Below are 22,123 nucleotides of genomic sequence, written 5' to 3'. Positions count from 1 at the left end.
CGAAACAAGGCCATAATTTCTCTATGACCCCCTCCTGTGACCTGCTAAGACCAATATCCCCGGGAGGTCCTCCCAGGGATATCATTGGTTTTCTGTTTGGCAAGTTAGCAGGGCTCAAGCCTCTTATGAGCAAGACCCGGCCATCTCTAAGATACTGGGCAATATATCCGGCAACGTCCTCCTCTGGCGGGCAATATCAGATATGCGGACGCTGTCTGTCAATAACTTACCGTTTAATGGTGATGATGTTCCTGACAGACCGAACCGGTGCTGACCAAGGTTCCCGCCGCGTATGACTGGGCAACATCTTTCGTCAGGCCGGACGCTCCGGTGACGAGGTCCAGGCCGGCATAATTGAGACTATCAATCATCCCTCCGCCGATCCCCCCGCAGACCAAAACATCTATACCGTTGCGTTTGAACATACTTGCCAGACCTTCATGTTGGTGTTCCAATCCCGCAGCACTTAAAACCTCTACCTGCCGGGCTTGATTGCCGTCAACTTCAAATACCGTAAAAGCCTGAGCCCGGCCAAAATGGGCATCCAACAATTCCCCGTTACTCGGAATCGCGATTCTTTTTGACATCATTAAAACCTCCTGAATTTCCGTTTATTTTTTTTTACTGGCATACGCCACCTATTCTTTCATTATAGGCCTTTCTGAACGTATGTCAATTAAAACTCCTGCGCTTGCCGCCGCCTTCACCCAATTCTTCGTTCCCAAGCCCCAGTCCTTCGGCTTTCAGGCCCGGAACGGTGCTCTCCTCATGAATTAGAGTTTAGACCACAAGCTCCTCTTGCACCCTTCCCCAAAGTTTGCGAATGGCGGCTGAAGCCGGCGAATCAAAACGGGTGATCGCTTGGGCCGCGGCGATGGCCTGCGGAACCGTCGTATCAAAGGGTATCTTGCCCGCCACCTCAACTCCATCGGCCAGGCACAGTTTTTCTATTTCTATCGTCATATCCGGATTGAGATCCCATTTGTTAATGGCGACAAGAGCCGGAACATGAAAATGCTGCGTGATCTTCAGCACCCTTGCCAGATCATGTTTGCCCGACTGAGTCGGTTCAGTCACAATCAGCACTGCCTGGCAGCCTGTGATCGTGGAGATAACCACACAACCAATCCCCGGCGAACCGTCGATAATAACCAGTTTATCATCGCCAAGCGCTTCCTGCTGAGCGAGACGACGTACTTCGGATACCAGTTTGCCTGAGCCGTCCGCCGCCAGAAAGAGTTCCGCATGAGCAAACTCACCTGCCGAGCTGTCCGAAAGAAATATTTTCCCCGTGTCCTCCAACCTGAGCTCCACCGCCCCGGCCGGACAGGCATAGACACAGGCGGCACAACCTTCACAGCGCTTCGGGTCAACCCGGAACAGTGGTCCCACCCCGGAATCCGCCTGAGCTGTCGCTCGAGCTATGAGGTGTCGACTTTCCTTATCCGCATTTTGCGCCCCGTTCCGCGACCGTACAACGGCGGCCTCCCCCTTGCCCAGCTCTTCGACTGCCTGATAGCGGCAGACATCCCGGCACTTGCCGCAAGAAATGCATTGCTCGGGATCAATGTGGGCACAACGGTTCCCTTGAAAGAGGCTTTCCTGCCGGATACGGTGTTCCAAAAGCAGATGCAGATTCGGCGCCTCAACGTCACAGTCCGCCACGATTTTACGGGAAGCGAGTTCTGTGAAAGCAGCCGCAATCGTTGTTTTCCCGGTTCCCCCTTTGCCCGATATAATGGCAATTTGCTTCATAAACACCCCCGAGCCTTCCTCTATTATCCCGACATCCCGCCCGTGATTTCCCTCATTTCAGTCCTCATGCTTCTGCACTGGCACCTCTCTCACCAGCTTGTCCCTCAGGTCTGCAAACAGAACCGCCCAGCGGCTGTCCTCAAGCAATGGAAGCCCTTTGGAATAGGTCTTGGCAATGCCGATGTCAAAGGGAATAGCGGCCATAAGCGGTATATCTTCCGCCCCACAATAATCACGGATCAATCTGCTCCCATCATCCTTGTTTAAGACCACCCCGTGGCGCAACCCTAACTCACGCACCAACCGCACCGCAATTTTTAGGTCGTGCAATCCAAAAGCCGTGGGCTCCGTAACCAAAAGCGCCAGATCACTGGCCTCAACCGAGTGAATCACACTGCAGGAACTGCCTGGCGGGCAATCGGCGACGGTTACCTCGAAACCTTCCGTGCTCCTTTCTTCCGCCCGGGAACGGACCGCCTGGATCACCGGGACCGCTAAGGCTTCCCCTTCCCGCAGAATACCCTGAACACAGCGCAGGTTCCCGTGATAACCTAACTCAACCAGGCCCAACGGCCGTTCGCGCTCAAGGACCGCCCCATACCGGCACACAATAGAGCAAGTGCCACAACCGTGACAGAGCTCGGGAAAAACCAGCACCTTTTGGCTGACCTGGGCCAGGGCGTGATATTGGCAGGCCTTACTGCATTCCCCGCAGAGCGTGCACTTGTCACTGATTTCGGGGTAGAGCAACGGAACACTAACCTGTTCTTTGACCTCCGGCTGCAGGAACAAAAAGCCGTTGGGCTCCTCCACGTCATAATCAAGGTACTGTGTTTTATGGGTTTGGGCGAAACTGAGCGCCAGATTCACGGCCACTGTCGTTTTCCCGGTTCCGCCCTTGCCGCTGAGAACCCCTATTCTCATCTTGCCACCTCTTGAACTAAGCCATTCATGGAACACACCCCAATCTCCATTGCCCGCGGGCGCTTCCGCCTCATTCTCCGACCGTCATCCGTCTCGACAGAGGCTTCTTTTCTCTTCCGCCGCCATCATCCGCGAATCTTGCGGCCCCTGCCGCGAACCGCGGCTGGAGCAAGCCGTCCTCCGTCCGAGGTCAGGCTCAGCGCTCTCCGGCGTGAGCCTGACCCGCTGCGGTAATCGCAGGCAAAGTCCCCGTTGCCCAGGCTCGAACGCTTTCCAGCACGGTCATGGATCCGGGGGCTGAGAAAGCGCTGACCCCCGAGGCCTGAACCACACGCAGGGCATTCGGACCCAAACTTCCGGTAATCAGAACTTTTACCTTTTCCCGGTCCAGGAACTCACCGGCCGCGATCCCCGCACCACCCGTGCTTGCCAGAGCCGGATTGTCTTTCCATTCCGCCGTCCCCTCGACATCTTCGGAATCGCACAGCATAAAGTAAGGACAACGTCCAAACCGGTCGTCAACTAAGCCACTCAGGTCCTTTTTACCTACTGACACCGCCATCCGCATCTAACCACCCGCTTTCCTAGCTCTTCCCTAAATCGTTCCTGCTGCCCGCGGTTTCTCTTGTCCCCGCCGGGCTTGATTTCGTGCCATCCATCTCAGAAGACTCCCGAGTCTTCGCGGCTGGTTCTGCTTTCGCTCTTCCATCCGTCCTCACGCCGGAATCCCCCACTGTCCTGGGATCCACCTTTGCGTCAAGATCGGCCTGGGGCGCCGGACCGGCTCCCGGGTCCAAGGCCACCTCATTCACCGGAACGGCCCGGTCCGCTTCAGTCGCACCCCGCTCTCCGCCCCCCGGCCGTTCATGGCGACAAGCCCCGTTCTTACGACAAAGACCCTTTTCTCCGTAAAACTTGTGATGCCCACCCTCGATGCGTAACCCTTTCCCCTCGGTCAAGGCCAGAGCGACTTTCTTGTGAGCACTTTGAATAATTCGGACAAACGTGGGGCGGGATATTCGCATCTGGCGGGCACACTCTTCTTGTTCGAAACCTTCCGCGTCTTTTAAACGGATCGCCTCAAACTCTTCAATGGTCAAAACCACTTCATCTAACTCACACCAGGGAACGCCCTGCGGTTTAAAATGTGTCGCACAGGGCCGCCCCGCTACCCAACGCTGCTTTTGCGGTCTAGGCATGCCATCCCGCCCGTCTGCCCCGGCCCCCTCCTCGGTTCACCGGAGCCCGGCCGGTAAAGCCTGGGCCACCGCTTCCCTGCCCGGACCCGGCGTTTTGCCCGGGAATCCCGCTTCTCCCCAGCCCACCCATTCTTCCCGGCGCGCTGGCGTATCCGGGAACGTTCTGACCGCCGCACAAACCGGCTCCCCTGCCGGTTTTCGGACCTTCTCCGTTGGGCCCCGTATGATCGCCACGTGGCATACAAAACAACCTCCTTTATTTTGAACAAATGTTCATTTTCTATACATCAGTGTAGTCTCTTTATGAACGTATGTCAATAAGGAGAGCGGGCTGTTTTCGGAGAAATTTACTGCCTGTTCCGGTTCTCTTTGACTTTTTCCGGAGGACACACGATCTCCTTCTGGCCACCGCAACTTCTTCCCCCCGCTTCTCCAGTGAACTCGTTCAGCTTAAGCTGAACATCGGGACTTCGGTGGGGCACTCTACCCCCGCCGAAGCTGGGTACGTGGGACCCACTCCCACTTGTAGAAGTGGGAGTCTGACGCTTTGGATAAATTTCTGCCCCCGGCTCTCTCCAAAGACTTCTACCCGCTGCTCTCTCTAAAACTTTGATACTGCCGGCGGCCGAGTCACATTTTGATACCTCCCGGAGAAGGACGAAAGAAGACGCTGCCCAGCCGTCTCCTTTTCCAGAAAGGATACCCTGCTTTCAGCGCCTTTGTTCGCGATGAAGTCCATCGACTGGGGGGCAACCGATCCGGCTCCCGCTCATGCTATTATTTTGTCAATATTCCGGTCACAATATGTCTCCGTCATCTTTTGAAATACCGCTTTAGAAATAATTCCAGCCGTTCGAGTCCCATCTTCCCCGGGCTCCGTGATGAAACCATATAACCTTCCTGTTTCCCGGTCCCAGTAGGCGCGGGTATCTTCTCCGGAAACCCCTTCCCCCAATGTCAGATACTGGTTGAAGTAATTGGTGAAAAGACTCGTAAGTACCATTTCCTGCCGCCACTCCGGTTCAATCTGACAATACTCGATTGACCCCAATTCTTCTTCCACGCGTTCCATGCTCACCGGGCAATGATAAAAACTTACCATAGCCTTTTGCATCCCTGACTCCCCCTTTCCCGTCAAAAGATTGAAACAACTTCAGTCGCGTCCGTAACGCCCCACTTTTGCAGAAACATAAGGGCCCAAACACCATCCCCCAAAGACTGCCCGCTCACTTCCCTGTCATTTCAGGCATATGCCAACTACTTGTATTATAATCTATTTCTGGCATATGTCAATAACTATTCGCCCATTTCCTTCCCGAATTCATAACCCACATAACGGCCAGACACTTTCGCCGCCATCGTCTCGCCAATCGTCATGCCTGACGCACTATAGAAACAATCATGAACTATCGTTCACAAAGCAGAGTTCACTGGGACCCGCGACACATTTTCGTGAGAAAACTTGGCCGGTGCTGCGATCGCTCGAGTGCGCGATCGGTTGAATCGAGCGGACGCAAGTTTTCTTATCCCGCGCGGGACTAATGCTTTGCGATGGAGTGATAAAAAAGCACCCGGGCAGGAGTACCCGGATGTCTCAGAACCTTCGCCGGCGGAAAAGACTTGAAGCCTGTTCGCTTCCCAACTGAGGACTCAATTATTTTCACTTTCTTCAATTTGAACACTTTCTTCAGTTTGAACACTTTCTTCGCTCTGACACCTGATATTACAACCTAATTTCTTCGTGCAAACCAATTTCTCCGACCCACAGTGTTTACACTTCACACCACGTTCTTCGTAGGGAGCACTTGTCTCGCCCCCGCACTCCAGGCAAGTCAAATGGCAGACATTTTTGGTATAGTTTCCACCTCCCACCGAGATGGCTTTGTTTTCCAGCAGAGCTGTGGTTACCTTTTTGCGAGCCTCATCAATGATGTTTTGAAAAGTCTGGCGCGAAATCTGCATCCTCTCCGCACATTCTTCTTGCGTCAGGCCAAGAACATCCTTAAGCCTCATCGCTTCGAGTTCTTCAACTTTGAGGTTGATCTCTTCCCATCTTTCGCATCCCCTTTTCGGACAGGGCGCGAAAAACACGTTCTGGGGAACATACTCGACCTTTCTCCACTTGACCGGCCTCGACACAAAATCACCCCCAACTCAGCAGCCCGCATTTCACCCTTGGAAGGAAAAGCCCGCTTCCCCGGGGGATAATTGTGGGCATCAGCGCACCCAGAGAGACTCTGGGCTTCTGGTCCGCGCCTGTGGCCTTATTATACCACACATTTCCCCTTCTATCACATCTTCCAGCCCCTTGGGTTCCCTTGGGTTCCCTTGGCGTTCGCATTGGGTGAGGGCAGACACCGAAGCTGCACCCACGTCCGGCCTTTATATCCTCATTTTCCTCATTGACAGAGACCGCGTTTATGGCGTATGCTATTATTAAGAGAGCGCCGTGAGAGACCGCAGTCCGCAAAAACCGTGAGAAAGCTGGAGATGACATGAAAAACAGCAACCCGCTACAAAACAGAGAGATCCTCAGCCGTTTGAAGGTGGCTAAAGGACACGTAGCGGCCGTCATGAATATGATCGAGGAAGACAAATCCTGTGAAGAAATTCTCTTGCAACTCGACGCGATCCGCGCCTCCATGCTCAAAATATCCGTCTTTGTGGCCCAGCACTATGCCGAAACATGTCTGCTCGATGCCCTGGACAACGGAGATAAGCGGCGGGAAAACTTAAATAAATCGATCGAGACCTTAATGAGAGTGAACCAGTATTGTTGTCAACCGAACTTATCCTTTTCCGAAGCTTCCGCAACGCTGCAAGCGTCAAAGTGAACCTCCGCCGGATTTCAGCGAATGCTCAGTTCGCACCCGGCTTGAGTGTTGCATTCTTCTTTTTGGCAGGCGACATTTTCCGACCCGCAGTGGCGGCATTTTTTGTCTTGTTGTTCGAAGGGAGCCAACATTTCGTTGCCGCAGGAACGGCAAACGAGGCTGCATATATTTTTAGTGTAATTCCCACCGCCCACCGCAATCGCTCTTTCCTCGATCAGGGCCGCCGTCACTTTCTGCCTGGCGCGATCTAAGATGTTTTGGAAGGTCTGGCGCGAAACGTTCATTTTCCCCGCGCATTCCTCTTGCGTGTATTTTTGGATGTCTTTGAGCCGCATTGCCTCCAACTCTTCTATGTTGAGCTGCACTTCATCGCTTTGCCGACAGTTCCCTTTCGAACACGGTGCAAAATACTTGTTGTTATACTCATATTCCACTTTGCGCAGTTTAACAGGTCTGGGCATGTAAGTCACTCTCCTAAAGGCAAAATTTTGTCATTGATTGAGCAGGGGATTAGTTGCCCATTTACTCCCCCCTCCCCCCTGGTGGGGGGTCAGACGGCGCAAACGCTCCTTTGGGCACAACCCGGACGGACCCCCTCTCCTGCCAAAGATAAAGCCCCCCGCTGTGAAAGATGTGCCTAATGAACGTTTCCCTGAACAATGACGTAGCCGCACCCGCCGCGGCCCTATGACAAGGGTACAGTTTGACGCCTTCCGCCATCCCTATTTAATTGATTATAGCACAAAGAAACCCTGAGTTACTACGAGCACAAGGTTCCTATTTCCCGCGAATAATGTTGTACCCTGGGCAGAGAACAGGGGGAGAGGTTATTACTCACGTTTTCAATGAATTGCCGCAATTCTTATCGTTTAGCACCTCGGAATTGTAGAGGCGGATGCAATCTTCCAGCGTGACGGCCCGTTCGCTCAGGGCATAACTTTCAAATCGGCTCAGCACGGAGTCATCCCAGAAGCGCGGCGGAACAGGGCAGACACGCTGCAACCGGATAAACTCCCGCTTAAACCGCTGCGACCCGTCCGCTATCCACTGGTCCCACCTTCGGCCGAGTGAAGTGGCACGCAGGACGCGGAAGAACCCCCGCACCACGAAACAGGCCCCGGGGCCAAATCTTGTATACGTAACCCCAAGCCGGTGAAGCGTGTCGAGCTTCTCTCTGGTAAACCGGATATCATCGATCAGAGACACAGTATCCACCGTCCTTTACATATAGCCGCTGTGCTTAGTACGGGGTCGGACCGGGGGGAGTATAAACTCGGAGGCCCTGACCTGTGGATGCGGGGTGCATGCCGAAGACGGACGGTTACGGGTGTGCCGTCGATTCGGCGTGGCATCTGTGACAGGAATCAGCTCCTTGCCGGGCAGGGTTTTGCCGGCAGGCGCTCCCTTTCACCAAGGGTATGTTAAAACTCTTGCCGCTGATCCGGCTGTACACTAGCCAACGCTTCCCTTCCTGGCGGACAAAAGGCATCTCCTCCCCTTTCGCCGTTACCACAATCCGGTCACCGAGTTTGAGCGGCGGAAAGACCGGGTTCGTTATCTTCTCCTCAAAAGCCGGGTCATTCAGACTGGTTATCACTTTCGTTCTAGGCAGTTGCGCGCTCGTGCCGTGGCAGTCCATACATTGAATGTGAACGGCACTGTATTCGGATTGATAAGCATGCCCGTCGCCCATGACATCCTGGCGGGTGTGGCAATCGATGCAATCCAGGCTCACCTCACAGCGGGCGAAGACCTCGCCCGGAACGTAATAATCCTTCACCCGCCGGCTAAAGCTCAATGTCGGTTTCATCCAGTCATTGACCACCTGTTGCATATCTTTGCGCGGTGTGAAGATATCATGGATTGGGTCATGCTGGCCTTGATTATGACACTGGTTGCACTGGGTATAAGGAATCTGAGTCGTCAAACGGTGCACCATGCCAAAACCGACTTGATTGCGGGGAATCGTCACATCCCCACCCACATAGGTATGAGTCGCATTGGTCAGGACGTGGCAGGTTTCGCATCCGTAGGCCGGCGTCTCCGTGAGCGCTCCGTTAGCGTCGGCAACGTCCGTAGATTTCACCCGGGCACCCTGAGGAAAGCGAAAGATCGGTAAGTTCCCGTTATTGAGGTGGCATTGAGTCAAGCAGTCTGCCATGAACTTCGCTTGCTGGGGCCGCCCGTTCAGCGGATTGGGGAAATACTGTGCGCTTTGCCCCGGTTTGAGTCCCGGTACGGTGTTTCCCGGATCAAGCCCGAGCATCCTGCGCACGGAACTCAATTCTCCGGCTTTGGTTGCCATAATAGAACCCTTGACCAGGTCGACCTCATTATTGGCGGCCTGCGGATTACCGCTGTGACACCTTACTCCATTAGGCCCGGTCCCGCCGCAGCTGAGCGAAGCGCTGCTCAAAGCGCCCGGATGTCCTTGTCCATACCAGTCGGCATGAGCCGTCTGTTCGTCCAAAGAGAGGGCATTCCCGCCGTGGCAGACCGTGCAGCCGAAGGTATTCGTCGGATGTGAAGGCGAGATCTCCTCGATACCCAGGTGGCAGGTAAGACAGCGTTCAACCTTCCCGTTGGGCAAGACGAGATTGACGACCTCCGGCTTCCGTTTTTCCCATTGCGATAACTCATGGGTCAAGGCCTGCCTCTTGACCGCATCCTTGACGGCCGGCAGTTCACTTTTGATTCGCCTGATCTGCTCGGCGAAATATTCCTTCTGATAAGTCATCCAGACCGGCGTCCGGCTCTTTTCCAAAGCAAACAGCATGACAGCCAGCAGGAGCAAACCGGCAACCGGAAGCCAATACCTTTGATTTTTCATTGCTATCCCCTACCCGAGCCAAACGTACATTGCCAAAAGAACCAGGACCGCCCCGACGAAGAAGGCAAAGAAGTAAAGCGCGGGCCGTGCCCCCCGTCCCTTGCTCAACCAAGGAAAGAGGAACAAGAAAGCCGCAAAAACACCCGGAATGAGCCAAGCCCCTACCAGAGGCGGAACATAGAGCAGCAGCACTTGGATCGGCCCGAAGATCCAAGGTGCCGCCGCGTGCCGGAGCAACGGCGCTTGGGGTCCCGTCCCCACCGCAGCCGGGAATAAGGCGGACACCAGAATCAGCGCTGCAAGAAATACCAAACCGGCCAGCATCTCCCGCTCAGGCCAACTGAAATTAATTTGTCGTTCACCCTCGCCATCAGCGGTCTTCATGGGCACTCCCTCCCACGTGAACACGTCCTCCCGCTTCCCTTTGGCCGGACGCCCTCCTGCACGGACACTTCCTCCTGCATCGACACTCCCCACCCCTTAGGAACACCCGTCTTCCTCCAGCCGAGAACAGCCATCTTCATCACATAACAGCCAAATTCCTGACATTTTCTCTGAATATACCGAGCCTTTTCCTGAATAATGTTGTCTGCCCGGGAACGGAAACGCCCTTCTCCTCCCTCACAGCGGCCGAACTCCCCCGTCTTTCCTGATTTTCCAGAAGTGAAACATCTGTAACCACAGAGCCAGAAAAGGCAAGGCCACACAATGCCAAACATAGACCATCAGCGTGCTGCTGTTGGCTGCGGACGCCCCTCCCAGAAACATTTGGGCAAGCGGCCGGCCGATACCCGGCAGCAACGTGAGGATATGGACGGCCACAGCCGCCGCCGCTCCGCTTTCCTGAGAACCACGCAACAAGTAACCGGTAAAATCCAACACCAGAGTCAGGACCAATAAACTCATTCCGACCAGCCAATTCCACTCTTTAGGGGGGCGGTAAGATTTGGTCTTCACGACGCGCACCATATGCAAACTGACGCTGATGACCATGACCTGCCCGGCCCAGAAATGCAAGTCGCGGATCAAGCCGCCGAAAGGGATCACGGAAGCCAAGGTGGTAACACTGGCATATCCGCTCTTTTCACCAGGAAGATAATGGAACATAAGCAAGATCCCGGTGAAACCGAGCACGACAAAGGCGAGGAACGATACCCCTCCCAAGCAAAATGTATAGCCGAAAGACATAGCCTTTTCCGAAACCCCACGAGGTCGAATATGATTGAGAAAGCCGCGTTTCTGTGCCATCTGCTGTGCCGACTCCTTACCTTACCGGCTCTTGACCTTACCCGCTCTTGACCTTACCCGCTCCCGGTCCTATCATATCGCCGGCGCTCAGACCCTTATCCACCGGGTTTTCGCGTTTTGCACCATGTATCTCACGCCCCTGTCACTTTGCGCCTTGCTCCTTGCACCGTGCGTCTCACGCCTCAGTCACTTAGCGCCTTGCTCCTTGCACCGTGTACCTCGCGTCCCTCTCACCTTGTGGATTACTCCTGGCACAATACCCCTCGCGCTTGGCCGCCTCGCACCTCCATCCCGGCACTTCAGGCTTCAGTTCAGTTTCCGCGAGGTATCGATCTCTAACGATCCATTCCCTGCCGGCTGAACCGCCACCCGGGGCAAGGGCAGGGGAGCCGGGCCGCGGATCGGCCGGCCGTCTTCGTCATAGACACTGCCGTGGCAAGGACAGCGCCACTCCCGCCGCTCGGGATAATACCGGACCTCACAGCCCAAATGGGTACAGGTAGCCAGAATGGCTTGATAGCCCCCGCTCACCAGGCGCAGCCAAACCCTCGTCTGGGGTATATTCTGCCACGGAGCACCCTTTTTCAATTCGCCCTTGAAAGAAATGAGGGGAGAGGCAACCGCATCCTCACGGCTGCCGAGGTAACGCGTGACCGGATACAAGGAGAGAAGCCCGGCTGCCACAAGGGCCCCTTTACCCATTTTCAAGACATCTCTTCGGGTCCAGTCCCGTGCCATGCTGTTCCCTCCTTCCCCCGTCCTTTCACGCTTGCGCCCGGGCAGTCCGAGGCAACCTCACGTGCTCGGTACCTCTCGCCCGAGGTCCAAAGCCCTTTCTCGCGCGAGGTCCGGCGCTGCCCGGCAGCCACACTCCGTCGTGACCCGACACCTGTGGTCTAAACCTAACCTTGGACCCGAACCTCCAGCGACCTTGGATCCGAACCTCCGGCGCCTTCCACCCGAAATTCTAACGCAGCCAACCGGTCATCTGTCCGGCATAGGTAATCACATAGCGCACGAAAAAACCGCCCACCAGCACTAAGAGACTGCTGCCTAAGCCCACCCGTTCAGTCCATTTCCAAGACAACCTGCCCCTGACTTCCACGATTTTCAGGATCAAGGGAACGACCAGACCCAAAAGCATAATCATGATCCAGAAGGTCGCCGCATAGCTCCCCGTCCACAAGACGGCGTAAGCCAACTGCTGGTTTAAAGTTCCGATTTGCGAGTCGATCATCATCGCTCCAAATATAAGCAACTCGATCCCCACCAAAACAATATCGACCAGGGCCAAGGAACGCTTCTCCTCGTGGTTCGCCCGCCAGCGTCGACTCAAGGCCACCGCGACGCCAACCGCAGCTACCCCTGTGGACATGGCAGACACCAAAAACAGTTCCGGCAGCAAGGCGATTTGCCACAAAGGCCTGTCGGCGGCGTTGAGCAAGACCCCTGTGTAAGATGCCACACTCACCGCCAAAATCGGCATCCCTTTCGCCAAGCCTCCTTGCCAGACCCGTACCCTTTTTATGACGTGTCCGATTTGGTAGCGCGGCGGAAGCCAGAGATAGAGATAGACTAAAGACAGAAGCGTAAAGAGCAGGATCGCCCAACTGCCCCAGGACATGGGCGATTTATACTGCAAGGTCATAAACAGGCGGAAAAAATTGAGGGGACTGCCGAGATCCAATAAGAGGACACCCGTCCCGAAAGCAATCGGGAAAGGCGCCAGATACGCTCCCCAGCGGGCCACCCTTTCGTAGCGGTCTCCCCCCAGCAAAAAAGCGGCATTCGAAGCCACCATGGCCCCGGCACTGACCCCGGCGGTAAAGAGATAGACGACAATAAGCAGCCCCCAGGTCACTTCGGTGTGCATAACATTCTCCTCCCGGCCTCACGTTCCCGATGGAATTTCTGCCACCGGTACGTCAATATAGTAGATATTCGGTCTTGTGCCCGCGTCCGGGCTCAGCTGACGAGCCGGATAGCGGTTCAAAAGCTTGGAGACCACGCTTTCCGGATCATTTAAGTCGCCCGAATGGCGAGCCTTGCCCAAACAGGTTTGCACGCAAGCCGGTTTCAGCCCTTGCTCCAAACGTTGCAAGCAGAAGGTGCATTTGTCGGCCTTACCCGTCACCGGGTTAAGAAAACGGGCATCGTAGGGACAGGCCTCAATACAGTATTTACAGCCGATACATTTGGTATCATCAACAAGCACGATCCCGTCCGCGCGCTTATAAGTGGCCCCGGTCGGGCAGACCGAGAGGCAGCTGGGCTTTTCACAATGCATGCAATTACCTGGCTCAAACATTTGCTTGACGATGGGAAACTTGCCTACGGCGCCGCTGTCTCTCACCCAGTTGCGCGTGAAACCGATCGGCACCTCATTTTCCGCCCGGCAAGCCACCATACAGGCATCGCAATCGATACAGCGCGAGGTGATGATTACAAAACCCATGCGAACTGTCATTTTTATAAACATTCCTTTCGCTTCGCTCGAGGCACAAAACGGCATGGTTTGAAGACTTTCCGCTCCCGGCTAGGCCTTGCTTACTCTGACAAAGGTCTGGCTCAAAGCCGACGAACCGGAAATCGGATCGGCCAAGGATTTGTGCAGCGCCGAATCGCTGGCACCCCGCCCGTAAGCAAAGTGCAGCCCTTTACTGACGTGCCCGAAGCCCCCGACCATGAAAACACTGTCCGGCCGGATGCCCTCCGTCACATAAGCCTTAATCCGAATTTTTCCCACTTCACTCTCAATGATGACCTCATCGTCAGTCTTGACCCCTAACTTTCTTGCCACCGTTGTGTGCAGCCAAGCCTTGTTTTCCGGAAAAATCTCCAAGAGCCAACGGTTGTCTTGCGTAAACATCTGAGAGTGCTGCGCCGTCTTGCCTGTCAAAAGATAGAATTGATCCGGCCCGGGTTTCGGCGGAGCCTCCCAAGTCGGAACCGCCTTTTTACCCATCTGCGCCATGATGCCTGAGGCGATCTCGATCTTGCCGCTGGAGGTTTGAAAAGCAAAGTCTTTGGAGTGATCTTCTTTAAAGTTAGGCACCCGGTAGTGCCCTTTCCGTTCCAATTCCTCCAGGCTCACCGTGTAAGGTTTCAGCTGCTGTACCAAAAGGTCCTTTTCATCCTGGTAAGGCAGAAAATCCCCTAATCCCAATTTGACCGCCAGTTCTTTGTAAATCATCAAGCTGCTCTTCGTATCATAAAGCGGCTTGATCACCGGCTGCCTGATAAAGATCTCATCACCGATCGGCACAAGTCCGTCGTAGCGCTCTAAATAACTGGATTCAGGCAAAATGACATCGGCATAATAGGCGGTGTCATTCGCCATAATGTCGATGACCCCTATGAAATCCAATTTCATTATGGCATTGATCGTCTTCTGCCGTTCCGGAATCGACAATACCGGGTTCTGCCGGGAGATAAGCCAGCCCTTAGCCTGATAAGGCTTGCCCGTGAGAATATTGTCCCTCATTACTTGCAGGACACCGTAAGCCAGCGGCACCATCGGAAATTGCCAGGGCACTCCGTCCAAACGCATGCCTACCGCCGCCGGATAAGAGGGATGAGACAGGGTCCCCAGCTTGGCCGTATTGATAGACTGGTCCGGAATAAGTCCTCCCGGCTTGGCCCAGTTCCCCACCAGGGCATTGAGCACGGCAATAGCCCGTTCCGCCTGGAAAGAATTCAGGAAGTTCGAGGTGCGCCAATTGGGATGGGCAATGGCCGCCGGAGCACTGGCCGCGAATTCCCGGGCAATCCGGCGAATCGTTCCCGCCGGAATCTCCGTTTGAACCTCAGCCCATTGGGGGGTATAGGTGGCCACTTCCTTGGTCAATTCATCAAATCCCTGAGTGTACTGGGAGACAAACTTGACGTCATAGAGCTTTTCGTTGACCAAGACGTTGATTAAGGCGAGGAAAAAAGCCAAATCGGTTCCCGGCCGGATCGGCAGCCACTCCGCTTTGGCCGCCGTCTTCGTGAAGCGCGGATCAAGCACCACCACTTTGGCCCCGCGGGCCACCATGTCAATCATTTCCTGAGTTTCAATGTTGGAGATTCCTTCCGCCAAATTACGGCCCGAGAAAATCATATAGTTGCAATTGGCATAATCTGTCCCCGGCTGAGCAACTCCATAGGTGTAGAGAAAGCCTGTGGTCATGGAATTGAAGCAGAGACTGCGTTGGGTTCCGTAATTGGGGGTTCCGTAAGCTTTTAGCAACGTCTCAAAGAACGGTTGGGACAAGTTATCCGTAGAGTTGAAGATCATAGCCTTGGCACCGTATTTGTCCTTGATTTTCTTCATCTGCCCGGCCGTATAAGTTAAAGCCTCATCCCAGGAGGCTCTGCGCCACAGGCCGCTTCCCCTGGCACCGGCGCGGATTAAGGGAAACTTCACCCGGCTCGGACTGTATAAAGTCTCGATTCCGGCGTTGCCGCGCGGGCAGAGTTTACCGGCATTGTTCGGGTGATCCGGGTTTCCTTCCAGTTTGCGCACCACCCCGTTCTCTACCCGGGCAATGACACCGCAGCGCCAGACACACTGTTCACAGATGGTGTAGACGTATTTAGTCCCGCTCAACGTGGATGTCACCGTACTCTGGGCATCTCCCAAACCCGGCTTCGGCTGAAGCAGCCCGGAACCCGCCGCTGCGCCAAACGCGGCCGCCGCCAGTCCGCCCTTGATAAATTGTCTTCTGCTAAAGAGTTGATCCCACGTGTAGATTTTTGGCACCTTCGCTGTCCCCCTTTCAGGCAGAAGTTCCGCTCTCCCGGACCTGTCCGCTCCCGGCCGCCTGTTGTTCTTTCACCGTAACCGTCCGCCTCTGCTTGCTCTCGCTGATTTTGCTCGCCAGGTAGAAAATGAGCGTACCTCCCACGACAATGAAAATGAGAAGCCAATGGTTTACTCCAAGCAACTCGCCGAGCGTCTTCTGTCCGTAAGACGCATAGGTCGAGATCTTCAGGAAAAACGATTGATAGGTCTCACCGAAGAGGACGCCCCCCGTGAGAAATCCCAAAAGGCCGGGGATGAGATAATCGAGATTTCCTTGACCACAACCTGTGATCAATGTGCCCGGTCAGGTGCCGGCCATGGCCATGCCGACTCCGAAGATCAAACCTCCGACCAGATTACCCAGGATATAGGTTGAGCTTACGGCATCCAGTTTGAGAGCGCCCAGATCCTTAAGGAGATAAAGCCCCACCAAACCCACGGAAATCCCTGTAAGCATATATTTCATAATCGTGTTGTCTTTAAAGCGAAACTGATTCACGATTTTGTGGTAATGCCCCAATCCCGCTTTCTGCAAAGTAAGAGCAAAGAAAAATCCGAGCAAGATCGGAATCACATAAGTTTCCATCAGTAATTCCTCCCGTAGAGAATTTTGGTCGTAATGATTCCGGATATAAATAAGCCGACGATAAAGATAAACCCGGCCGGCGCCAGCTGCATCGAACCCGAAATCGCCAAGCCGCTGGTACATCCTCCGGCAATCCCAGCCGCATATTCAATGATCACCCCGCCCAGGAACATCATGCCCCAACGTTTCAGTTTGCTCGGACCGAAATTCTGGCTCCATTCCTGTTCAGGCATCACTCTCAGTTTGAAATCATGGGACCACTTACTCGACACGAATGACCCCAACAGCATGCCTACGAAGAGCATCATTTGAAAAGTGATCACCGGCGGCATTTGAAAACGGAAATACATAGTATTGGCCCAGGGCAAACGGAACGCTTTGCCCAAGATGCTGTCTATGCTTTCCAGTCCGCCTGAAGAACCTATCGTGGTATTGGCCAGAACATAGGTAGCCACACAGGTTAATCCCAGCACAAAACCAGCCGCCCAGGGCGACCAAAGTTTCTTTTTCATGGCTGCATGAATCATCTTAGCGTCCCTCCTTAGAACGTACGGCTTTACTGAGGCGGACAATCAGGTCCAGGTCCGTTTCCGGCAGACCTTGAAGTTTGTCCAGAAGTTCCGGGGATAGTCCGGCAACCGTCCGCAGCAATTTTTGTCCCTCGCGTCCCCGGTTCAAGAGCGCTGCCACGGCTGTCACAGTCTCAGGCTCACAATCGCGCAGTTTATAGAAAATGTCCCGAATCTCCGGTGACTCACGTTTGAGATTAACCAGGTGCTCACCCGCGTTCCTGGGTTTCAAGTACTGCCACAACCAAACTCCCTTCCACCAACGCCAGAGCAAAACCGCCAAGGCCAAAAGAATTACTAAGTCCACTAAACCGAAGACAATGGTCCAGAGCGAAACCGGGCTCTGAAAGTTCTTATTAAAATCGATAACGTCAAAATTCGGATTTGCGCTGGGCGAAGTCTGAGCGGCTCCCGGCTGGGACACTGCCGGTACCTGAGTCGCGGCCGGAGACGGTGAAGAAGCACTGCCGGAAGCCGGAGTCGAAGAACTCCCGGCAGCCGGGGCAGAAGTACCTCCGGAAGCCGGAGTCGAACCGGTCGGGCCGGAACTCCCTGCCGAACCCCCGTACTTGGCCACCATAGCCGCAGTGTTCGAGGGGTGACAGGATGCGCAGGTTTGACTGGGTTCTGTCAGGGGATTTTTGATCACCCCCACGTGGGCCTTCGTCATGTCTGTTTCCGAAGCGTTCCCCAGGTGACAAGCCTGACAGAAATCTCCGAAAGCGTGTTGCGTGTGCCAAGCCCCTTTTTGATTGACCGGCAGTTTGCCTTGCACCTCATGGCAGGTTTTGCAGGAGGATGTCGAGGCGCCGCAGGCAGCCTCGGCCATTTTCGGCGCTGACAGCAGCAAGCCCGAAACCAGCACTACTGAAAACGCCGTCGTGAACAGGATCCACCGTTTTTCATTCATCTTTTCTTACCCACTCCTCATTTGGGAAATACCATCACCTTTTGCTCAGACTATTTGAACGTTGGAACAAGGCAAAACATTCCCCCACTCCTTCCTTTTCCCCGACGCTGCCTTTCCCGGCCGGCGCCGGCATGACTTTCCCGGGTGCCGCCTTCCCCGTTTTCACCTCACTTTCAGCCTTGCTCCAAAACAACTGAGCCCCTTTTCACTTGTAAGTATATTCACATATCCTGCCGCTCCGCTGACACTCCTTCTCAGGTCTGCAAACCGCCGGACATGGCGCCGAAGTTGAAAGTCCCCTATACGGTCGCCCAAAAAACCATGAACATGGCCGATCAGCCCCGCCGCTATTCCCCCTTCCATGGGTAGGTATGTGCTGTTCAAAAGTACCCCTTCGGCCAAGGGGTATGTCCCCTATTCAATGGGGGGGTAGGTATATGGCATATGCCTATTTGACAAGGAAAGCATACCGCGTTTATTGGCATATGTCAATAAACCTTCTAAAGTTTTTAACTATTGCTTTACGAAATAGAAACCCGCCGATAAAAAAACCCCACTCGAAAGAGCGGGGGTATGTGCAAGAGAAAAACAACTTTGATCTCGGAAGCGGCAAGTCAAGGCCTTCGTCAGATTAACTGGAACAACGTGTAAAATCCCAGGGAGCAGATGAGGAGGTAGATAAAGATCAGAACAATCTTCTCCCACAGCTTTAAGCGATAGGGCTGCGGCAGAACCCGCCAACCCAGAGCCAGGAGAAAACCCACGACGATAGGCAAAAGCAAGGCGTTCATGACTTCAACTGCCACCGTCAGGGAAATCAAGGGAATCCCCAACAGCACCAAGAACGCTGCGAAAACAATACCTCCACTGTATAAGCCGTAAAATACCGGGGCCTCCTTCCAGGTATTGTTGAGGCTGCAACGGAAGCCCAAAACTTCACCAAAAGCCCAAGATGCCGCCAAAGACACGACGATGGCCGCGATTAACGCCGCTCCGGTAATGCCGACCGCAAAGAGGATTTTTCCCCCTTGCCCCAGGAAGGGGGTCAGAGAATGCGCGATCTCCTGAACATTCGCCAAAGAGCTATTAGGTGCTACTCTTCCTATGGTAGCCGCCGTTAGGATCAACACCGCCCCCATGATGATCTGGGTCACCACGGAACCGACGGCGGTGTCTAAGCGGCTGAACTTGAGATTGGAGGGCCTGAGCCCTTTATCCACCACCGCTCCCTGTTGGTAAAATACCATCCACGGCATAATGACCGCACCGACATTGGCGGCGATCAAGAGCCAGTAAGTCTTATCATACAGCGGCTGTCCGCCCGTCAATTGCCGAACGATGACACTGGGATCGGGATGGGCAAAAAAGATTCCCGGCAAAAAAACCAACTCAAAAAGCCCAATCAGGATGGCTGTCCGCTCCACAAATGAATATCGTCCCATCGCTGTGATTAAAATAAGTAAAGCTGCCGCTGAAGAAACACTCAGTAGAGGGGGAATGCCAAAAACCAGACCCGCCCCCGCGATACCGGCAAACTCGGTCACCAACGCTCCCACGGCTGAAACAAAAAGAGTGGCTACCGAGAACCAGGCCCATTTCGGTCCGAACTGAGCCCGAATCAGCTCGCCATGTCCTTGATGAGTAACAATACCGATTCTGGTAGTCAACTCTTGAATGAAGTAGAGAATCGGAATCAATAATAATTGGAGGAGCAAGAGCCTATAGCCCCAACGCGCTCCGGATTGAGCCGCAGTAATCATGGAGCCCGCGTCAGTATCGGCCAGCATCACGGTAATTCCAGGACCGAGGGTCGCCAGGAGCAGGAGCCACCGAGGTCGTTTCGTCGGTTCATCGGCTTCAGCCCGGCCTGCTTCAGCATCTCTGCGGGGCGCACATATCTCTTGTCCCATGCCTTTCCTCCTTCATAATCGAGAACCATTATCATCTAGACCTATTTTAAAGCCTTAGCCCTTTTTTTGCAAGCCTTATTTTAGGATTCACCGATTATTTTCGGAAAATACCCCGAAGGACGAAACGGATGCACACGAGTACACATGGCACATACACGGAGTACATATGAGTACACACGGTGTACATACGAATACACGGTGTACATACGAATACACGGTGTACATACAAATACACACGGTGTACATACAAGGTATGCGCGGCAGCACCCGCCCCGACCGGCGGCACAGAAAGCTCCTTGGCTCCCGGCCTTCCCGGCCCTGTTAGCCCAGAGCGCCGAACAACAATAACGCCAAAGAATTGGCTGCGCCCCTGGCCTTCCCGCCCCCGGTAACCTATAATAAACACGGAACTCGGGACCCGACAGATGTCTGCCGCAGGCAGCAGTCCATTAAAAACACCTGCTCAACACGGAACTCGGTGTCCCGCCGACCCCGGACACAACACGGGTATGATCAAAAGGAGGATTTTGCCATGTCCCAAGTTACCGAACGTTTTTTACGCTATGTACAGTTCGATACCCGCTCGGAGGAGGAAGCTCCTGGCTCCCCCAGCACTCCCGGACAAATGGTGCTGGCCAATGCCTTGGCCGCCGAATTAGAGACTCTAGGCTTGAGCGAAGTATCGTGTGATGAACACGGCTACGTTTACGCGACTTTGCCTGCCAATATCACGCAGCCGGCAGCAGCCGTCGGATTTGTCGCCCACATGGATACGAGTCCCGAAGTGAGCGGGGCCCAAATTAAACCCCGACTCTTCGAGAACTATGATGGGAAACCCCTGCTCCTTAATGAGACCCTCAATGTCGTCCTCTCACCGGAAGACTTTCCCGACCTTTTAAAGTACAAGGGGGAAACCCTCATTACAACAGACGGCACGACTCTCTTGGGTGCGGATGACAAAGCCGGGATCGCCGAGATCGTTACTGCCGCCGAATATCTGATCCAACATCCCGAGCTGCCGCATGGCACGCTTTGTTTCGCTTTCACGCCGGACGAGGAAGTGGGGCGCGGCACCGATTTCTTCAACCTGGACAAGTTCCCCGTCGATTTCGCCTACACAGTTGACGGGGGTCCTTTGGGTGAACTGGAGTTTGAAAACTTCAATGCCGCCAAAGCGAAAATCGTCATCACAGGGCGAAATGTCCACCCGGGTACAGCTAAAGGAAAAATGCTTAATTCCTTGCTCCTGGCCGCTGAATTCATAGCCCTCCTGCCGCCCGATGAGACGCCCGCCCAAACAGAGGGATACGTTGGGTTCTATCACCTGACCGGAATCCGGGGCGAAGTTGAACAGACCCGCCTCAACTATTTGATCCGGGATTTTGATCAGGTCCGTTTCGCCCAACGGAAAGCTGTCATCGAGAATATCGCCCGCACCTTGGGCAAAAAATACCCTCAGGCCACATTTGAAGTGGAGATTAAAGATCAATACTACAACATGAAAGAGAAAATCGCCCCGGTGCAGCACATCGTGGACACCGCTTTCCAGGCCATGCAGGCTGCAAAAATCACGCCTGTGGTCAATCCCGTCAGAGGGGGGACAGATGGGGCGGCACTTTCTTACAAAGGCCTGCCCACTCCCAACCTCTTCACCGGCGGACATAATTTCCATGGGAGATACGAATTCATTCCTGTGGAATCCATGGAAAAGGCAGTGGAAACTCTTTTGAAAATCGTGGAACTCTACAGCCGCCGCGACTAGCGGGGCGCAACTTTACGCGGGGGATCCATACGGGTTTCTAGGATTCGGATTTGGGGGCGCAACCTTCGGCAGGTCCTCGGTCCGGGATTTCAGGCGATAACTTCCCCGAACAAGGATATACCCATGCTCAAAACAAAAAGATTAAAAAGCGTTTCCATGCTGAGGAGCATCCGGGTGGAAACCGCCGTCGGCAGAATGTCCCCCATACCCCCGGTAGAAATGGCGGTCATGCTCAGATACAAGAAAGAAAACAACTCCACAGGTGCCCCCGTGCCAATGTCCCCCTTAAAACTCTGCGGGAAATATTGATACATGAAGTTGTACACGGAGGCGAAAAAAAGGATATTGAGCGGTATGGCCAGCGCCAAAGGAAAAATCCTCGCCAAAGCACTAGTGCTTTGGCCCTCCGAATCCCGCAATACCTGAAAAACATAGACGGCAACTCCCAAAACGCCAAAGCCGGTATAAAGGCTGACAGCCGCCTGGAGCGCTATCGGCCCGCCCCAGCGCCGGATCACCCGCTCTTTCCGGGGAGAGAACGCCGCGACCAGCGCGATGACGGTACCGAAGGCGGCCGGCAGCAGGAGCCAGGCTTGGGCCTTGGAACGCTGCCGGCTCACGTTGGGCCCGCACGGCCGGGGCGCAGGCGGGAGAACACCGGCGGCTCCGGCCCCCTGCCAATAGCCCGGGCAGCCGGAACCGCGGCCCGGTTTGCGTAACGGTTTGCCCAATGGATAATTGTAAGCCGTTTGATTGGGCAATGTCACCTCTCCCCCCTTACTTTTTCCCGCAGTTGTATTCCATTCGTTG

Annotated in this window: 25 protein-coding genes; 2 read left to right on the top strand and 23 right to left on the bottom strand. The window is 54.5% G+C overall.

Translation table 11 applies throughout. From position 1 onward, the window contains the following. Positions 1 to 233: 233 nt before the first annotated feature. From MNU25_RS05325 to MNU25_RS05290, 8 genes are all read right to left on the bottom strand, one after another. On the bottom strand, positions 234 to 587 hold the full coding sequence (locus tag MNU25_RS05325) for a NifB/NifX family molybdenum-iron cluster-binding protein (protein ID WP_240984120.1): 354 nt from the start codon (positions 585 to 587) through the stop codon (positions 234 to 236). 193 nt (positions 588 to 780) lie between these two features. Beyond that, positions 781 to 1,755: an ATP-binding protein gene (locus MNU25_RS05320; RefSeq protein WP_240986736.1), complete on the bottom strand. Its 975-nt coding sequence runs from the start codon at positions 1,753 to 1,755 to the stop codon at positions 781 to 783. Positions 1,756 to 1,812: 57 nt separating this feature from the next. Beyond that, positions 1,813 to 2,679, bottom strand: a complete 867-nt coding sequence (locus MNU25_RS05315) for a nucleotide-binding protein (protein ID WP_240984119.1) — start codon at positions 2,677 to 2,679, stop codon at positions 1,813 to 1,815. Positions 2,680 to 2,875: 196 nt separating this feature from the next. Then, positions 2,876 to 3,247, bottom strand: coding sequence for a NifB/NifX family molybdenum-iron cluster-binding protein (locus tag MNU25_RS05310; protein WP_240984118.1), 372 nt, complete (start codon positions 3,245 to 3,247; stop codon positions 2,876 to 2,878). A gap of 16 nt (positions 3,248 to 3,263) precedes the next feature. Continuing rightward, positions 3,264 to 3,878: a DUF134 domain-containing protein gene (locus MNU25_RS05305; protein WP_240984117.1), complete on the bottom strand. Its 615-nt coding sequence runs from the start codon at positions 3,876 to 3,878 to the stop codon at positions 3,264 to 3,266. Beyond that, positions 3,871 to 4,119, bottom strand: coding sequence for a DUF5320 domain-containing protein (locus MNU25_RS05300; protein WP_240984116.1), 249 nt, complete (start codon positions 4,117 to 4,119; stop codon positions 3,871 to 3,873). Before MNU25_RS05300 ends, MNU25_RS05305 begins: the two co-directional genes overlap by 8 nt. A gap of 528 nt (positions 4,120 to 4,647) precedes the next feature. Continuing rightward, on the bottom strand, positions 4,648 to 4,992 hold the full coding sequence (locus MNU25_RS05295) for a hypothetical protein (protein ID WP_240984115.1): 345 nt from the start codon (positions 4,990 to 4,992) through the stop codon (positions 4,648 to 4,650). A gap of 536 nt (positions 4,993 to 5,528) precedes the next feature. Then, the gene (locus MNU25_RS05290; protein ID WP_240984114.1) at positions 5,529 to 6,017 is read right to left on the bottom strand and encodes a DUF134 domain-containing protein; all 489 of its coding nucleotides are present in this window, start codon (positions 6,015 to 6,017) and stop codon (positions 5,529 to 5,531) included. Positions 6,018 to 6,373: 356 nt separating this feature from the next. Between MNU25_RS05290 and MNU25_RS05285 the strand changes: the two genes are divergently transcribed. After that, entirely contained in the window at positions 6,374 to 6,712 is a 339-nt protein-coding gene (locus MNU25_RS05285) for a metal-sensitive transcriptional regulator (RefSeq protein WP_240984113.1), read from the top strand. A 14-nt stretch (positions 6,713 to 6,726) separates the two neighbouring features. On the opposite strand, the gene MNU25_RS05280 is transcribed toward MNU25_RS05285, so the two are convergent. The 14 genes from MNU25_RS05280 to MNU25_RS05215 form a co-directional block, all read right to left on the bottom strand. Beyond that, positions 6,727 to 7,173: a DUF134 domain-containing protein gene (locus tag MNU25_RS05280; protein ID WP_240984112.1), complete on the bottom strand. Its 447-nt coding sequence runs from the start codon at positions 7,171 to 7,173 to the stop codon at positions 6,727 to 6,729. 373 nt (positions 7,174 to 7,546) lie between these two features. Beyond that, complete coding sequence (locus MNU25_RS05275) at positions 7,547 to 7,918, bottom strand: hypothetical protein (protein ID WP_240984111.1); 372 nt, start codon at positions 7,916 to 7,918, stop codon at positions 7,547 to 7,549. A gap of 115 nt (positions 7,919 to 8,033) precedes the next feature. Continuing rightward, positions 8,034 to 9,542, bottom strand: a complete 1,509-nt coding sequence (locus MNU25_RS05270; protein WP_240984110.1) for a hypothetical protein — start codon at positions 9,540 to 9,542, stop codon at positions 8,034 to 8,036. A 9-nt stretch (positions 9,543 to 9,551) separates the two neighbouring features. Beyond that, positions 9,552 to 9,926, bottom strand: coding sequence for a hypothetical protein (locus tag MNU25_RS05265; protein WP_240984109.1), 375 nt, complete (start codon positions 9,924 to 9,926; stop codon positions 9,552 to 9,554). A 237-nt stretch (positions 9,927 to 10,163) separates the two neighbouring features. After that, a complete protein-coding gene (locus MNU25_RS05260) occupies positions 10,164 to 10,790 on the bottom strand; it encodes a cytochrome b N-terminal domain-containing protein (protein WP_240984108.1) in 627 nt (208 codons plus the stop codon). Positions 10,791 to 11,096: 306 nt separating this feature from the next. Then, positions 11,097 to 11,528: a QcrA and Rieske domain-containing protein gene (locus tag MNU25_RS05255; RefSeq protein ID WP_240984107.1), complete on the bottom strand. Its 432-nt coding sequence runs from the start codon at positions 11,526 to 11,528 to the stop codon at positions 11,097 to 11,099. Positions 11,529 to 11,757: 229 nt separating this feature from the next. After that, positions 11,758 to 12,663: an NrfD/PsrC family molybdoenzyme membrane anchor subunit gene (nrfD, locus tag MNU25_RS05250; protein ID WP_240984106.1), complete on the bottom strand. Its 906-nt coding sequence runs from the start codon at positions 12,661 to 12,663 to the stop codon at positions 11,758 to 11,760. A gap of 18 nt (positions 12,664 to 12,681) precedes the next feature. Continuing rightward, entirely contained in the window at positions 12,682 to 13,257 is a 576-nt protein-coding gene (locus MNU25_RS05245) for a 4Fe-4S dicluster domain-containing protein (protein WP_240984105.1), read from the bottom strand. A 69-nt stretch (positions 13,258 to 13,326) separates the two neighbouring features. Beyond that, positions 13,327 to 15,534, bottom strand: a complete 2,208-nt coding sequence (locus MNU25_RS05240; protein ID WP_240984104.1) for a molybdopterin-containing oxidoreductase family protein — start codon at positions 15,532 to 15,534, stop codon at positions 13,327 to 13,329. A gap of 16 nt (positions 15,535 to 15,550) precedes the next feature. Further along, positions 15,551 to 16,162 (bottom strand): YeeE/YedE thiosulfate transporter family protein, encoded by a 612-nt coding sequence (locus tag MNU25_RS05235; RefSeq protein WP_240984103.1) that lies wholly within the window; start codon positions 16,160 to 16,162, stop codon positions 15,551 to 15,553. Further along, a complete protein-coding gene (locus MNU25_RS05230) occupies positions 16,162 to 16,689 on the bottom strand; it encodes a YeeE/YedE thiosulfate transporter family protein (protein ID WP_240984102.1) in 528 nt (175 codons plus the stop codon). Before MNU25_RS05230 ends, MNU25_RS05235 begins: the two co-directional genes overlap by 1 nt. Before the next feature lies 1 nt (position 16,690). Next, positions 16,691 to 17,641 (bottom strand): hypothetical protein, encoded by a 951-nt coding sequence (locus MNU25_RS05225; RefSeq protein ID WP_240984101.1) that lies wholly within the window; start codon positions 17,639 to 17,641, stop codon positions 16,691 to 16,693. A gap of 162 nt (positions 17,642 to 17,803) precedes the next feature. Further along, positions 17,804 to 18,043 (bottom strand): hypothetical protein, encoded by a 240-nt coding sequence (locus tag MNU25_RS05220; protein WP_240984100.1) that lies wholly within the window; start codon positions 18,041 to 18,043, stop codon positions 17,804 to 17,806. Between the two features lie 224 nt (positions 18,044 to 18,267). Beyond that, on the bottom strand, positions 18,268 to 19,551 hold the full coding sequence (locus tag MNU25_RS05215) for an NRAMP family divalent metal transporter (RefSeq protein WP_240984099.1): 1,284 nt from the start codon (positions 19,549 to 19,551) through the stop codon (positions 18,268 to 18,270). A gap of 532 nt (positions 19,552 to 20,083) precedes the next feature. Between MNU25_RS05215 and pepT the strand changes: the two genes are divergently transcribed. Beyond that, positions 20,084 to 21,313, top strand: a complete 1,230-nt coding sequence (pepT, locus tag MNU25_RS05210; protein WP_240984098.1) for a peptidase T — start codon at positions 20,084 to 20,086, stop codon at positions 21,311 to 21,313. Between the two features lie 89 nt (positions 21,314 to 21,402). Here pepT and MNU25_RS05205 read toward each other — a convergent pair whose 3' ends face one another. Next, positions 21,403 to 22,074 (bottom strand): hypothetical protein, encoded by a 672-nt coding sequence (locus MNU25_RS05205; RefSeq protein ID WP_240984097.1) that lies wholly within the window; start codon positions 22,072 to 22,074, stop codon positions 21,403 to 21,405. Between the last annotated feature and the right edge of the window lie 49 nt (positions 22,075 to 22,123).

Origin of the sequence: Acididesulfobacillus acetoxydans (assembly GCF_902729405.1) — a bacterium.
Taxonomy (GTDB): Bacteria; Bacillota; Desulfitobacteriia; order Desulfitobacteriales; family Desulfitobacteriaceae; genus Acididesulfobacillus; species Acididesulfobacillus acetoxydans.
Note: the sequence above shows the minus strand (reverse complement) of the source record. Positions and strands in the feature narration are given on the sequence as shown.

Coding starts and splice junctions, on each gene's coding strand:
- MNU25_RS05325 (WP_240984120.1), bottom strand. CDS start 587: ATGTCAAAAAGAATCGCGATTCCGAGTAACGGGGAATTGTTGGATGCC.
- MNU25_RS05320 (WP_240986736.1), bottom strand. CDS start 1,755: ATGAAGCAAATTGCCATTATATCGGGCAAAGGGGGAACCGGGAAAACA.
- MNU25_RS05315 (WP_240984119.1), bottom strand. CDS start 2,679: ATGAGAATAGGGGTTCTCAGCGGCAAGGGCGGAACCGGGAAAACGACA.
- MNU25_RS05310 (WP_240984118.1), bottom strand. CDS start 3,247: ATGCGGATGGCGGTGTCAGTAGGTAAAAAGGACCTGAGTGGCTTAGTT.
- MNU25_RS05305 (WP_240984117.1), bottom strand. CDS start 3,878: ATGCCTAGACCGCAAAAGCAGCGTTGGGTAGCGGGGCGGCCCTGTGCG.
- MNU25_RS05300 (WP_240984116.1), bottom strand. CDS start 4,119: ATGCCACGTGGCGATCATACGGGGCCCAACGGAGAAGGTCCGAAAACC.
- MNU25_RS05295 (WP_240984115.1), bottom strand. CDS start 4,992: ATGCAAAAGGCTATGGTAAGTTTTTATCATTGCCCGGTGAGCATGGAA.
- MNU25_RS05285 (WP_240984113.1), top strand. CDS start 6,374: ATGAAAAACAGCAACCCGCTACAAAACAGAGAGATCCTCAGCCGTTTG.
- MNU25_RS05280 (WP_240984112.1), bottom strand. CDS start 7,173: ATGCCCAGACCTGTTAAACTGCGCAAAGTGGAATATGAGTATAACAAC.
- MNU25_RS05270 (WP_240984110.1), bottom strand. CDS start 9,542: ATGAAAAATCAAAGGTATTGGCTTCCGGTTGCCGGTTTGCTCCTGCTG.
- MNU25_RS05265 (WP_240984109.1), bottom strand. CDS start 9,926: ATGAAGACCGCTGATGGCGAGGGTGAACGACAAATTAATTTCAGTTGG.
- MNU25_RS05260 (WP_240984108.1), bottom strand. CDS start 10,790: ATGGCACAGAAACGCGGCTTTCTCAATCATATTCGACCTCGTGGGGTT.
- MNU25_RS05255 (WP_240984107.1), bottom strand. CDS start 11,528: ATGGCACGGGACTGGACCCGAAGAGATGTCTTGAAAATGGGTAAAGGG.
- nrfD (WP_240984106.1), bottom strand. CDS start 12,663: ATGCACACCGAAGTGACCTGGGGGCTGCTTATTGTCGTCTATCTCTTT.
- MNU25_RS05245 (WP_240984105.1), bottom strand. CDS start 13,257: ATGACAGTTCGCATGGGTTTTGTAATCATCACCTCGCGCTGTATCGAT.
- MNU25_RS05230 (WP_240984102.1), bottom strand. CDS start 16,689: ATGATTCATGCAGCCATGAAAAAGAAACTTTGGTCGCCCTGGGCGGCT.
- MNU25_RS05225 (WP_240984101.1), bottom strand. CDS start 17,641: ATGAATGAAAAACGGTGGATCCTGTTCACGACGGCGTTTTCAGTAGTG.
- MNU25_RS05215 (WP_240984099.1), bottom strand. CDS start 19,551: ATGGGACAAGAGATATGTGCGCCCCGCAGAGATGCTGAAGCAGGCCGG.
- pepT (WP_240984098.1), top strand. CDS start 20,084: ATGTCCCAAGTTACCGAACGTTTTTTACGCTATGTACAGTTCGATACC.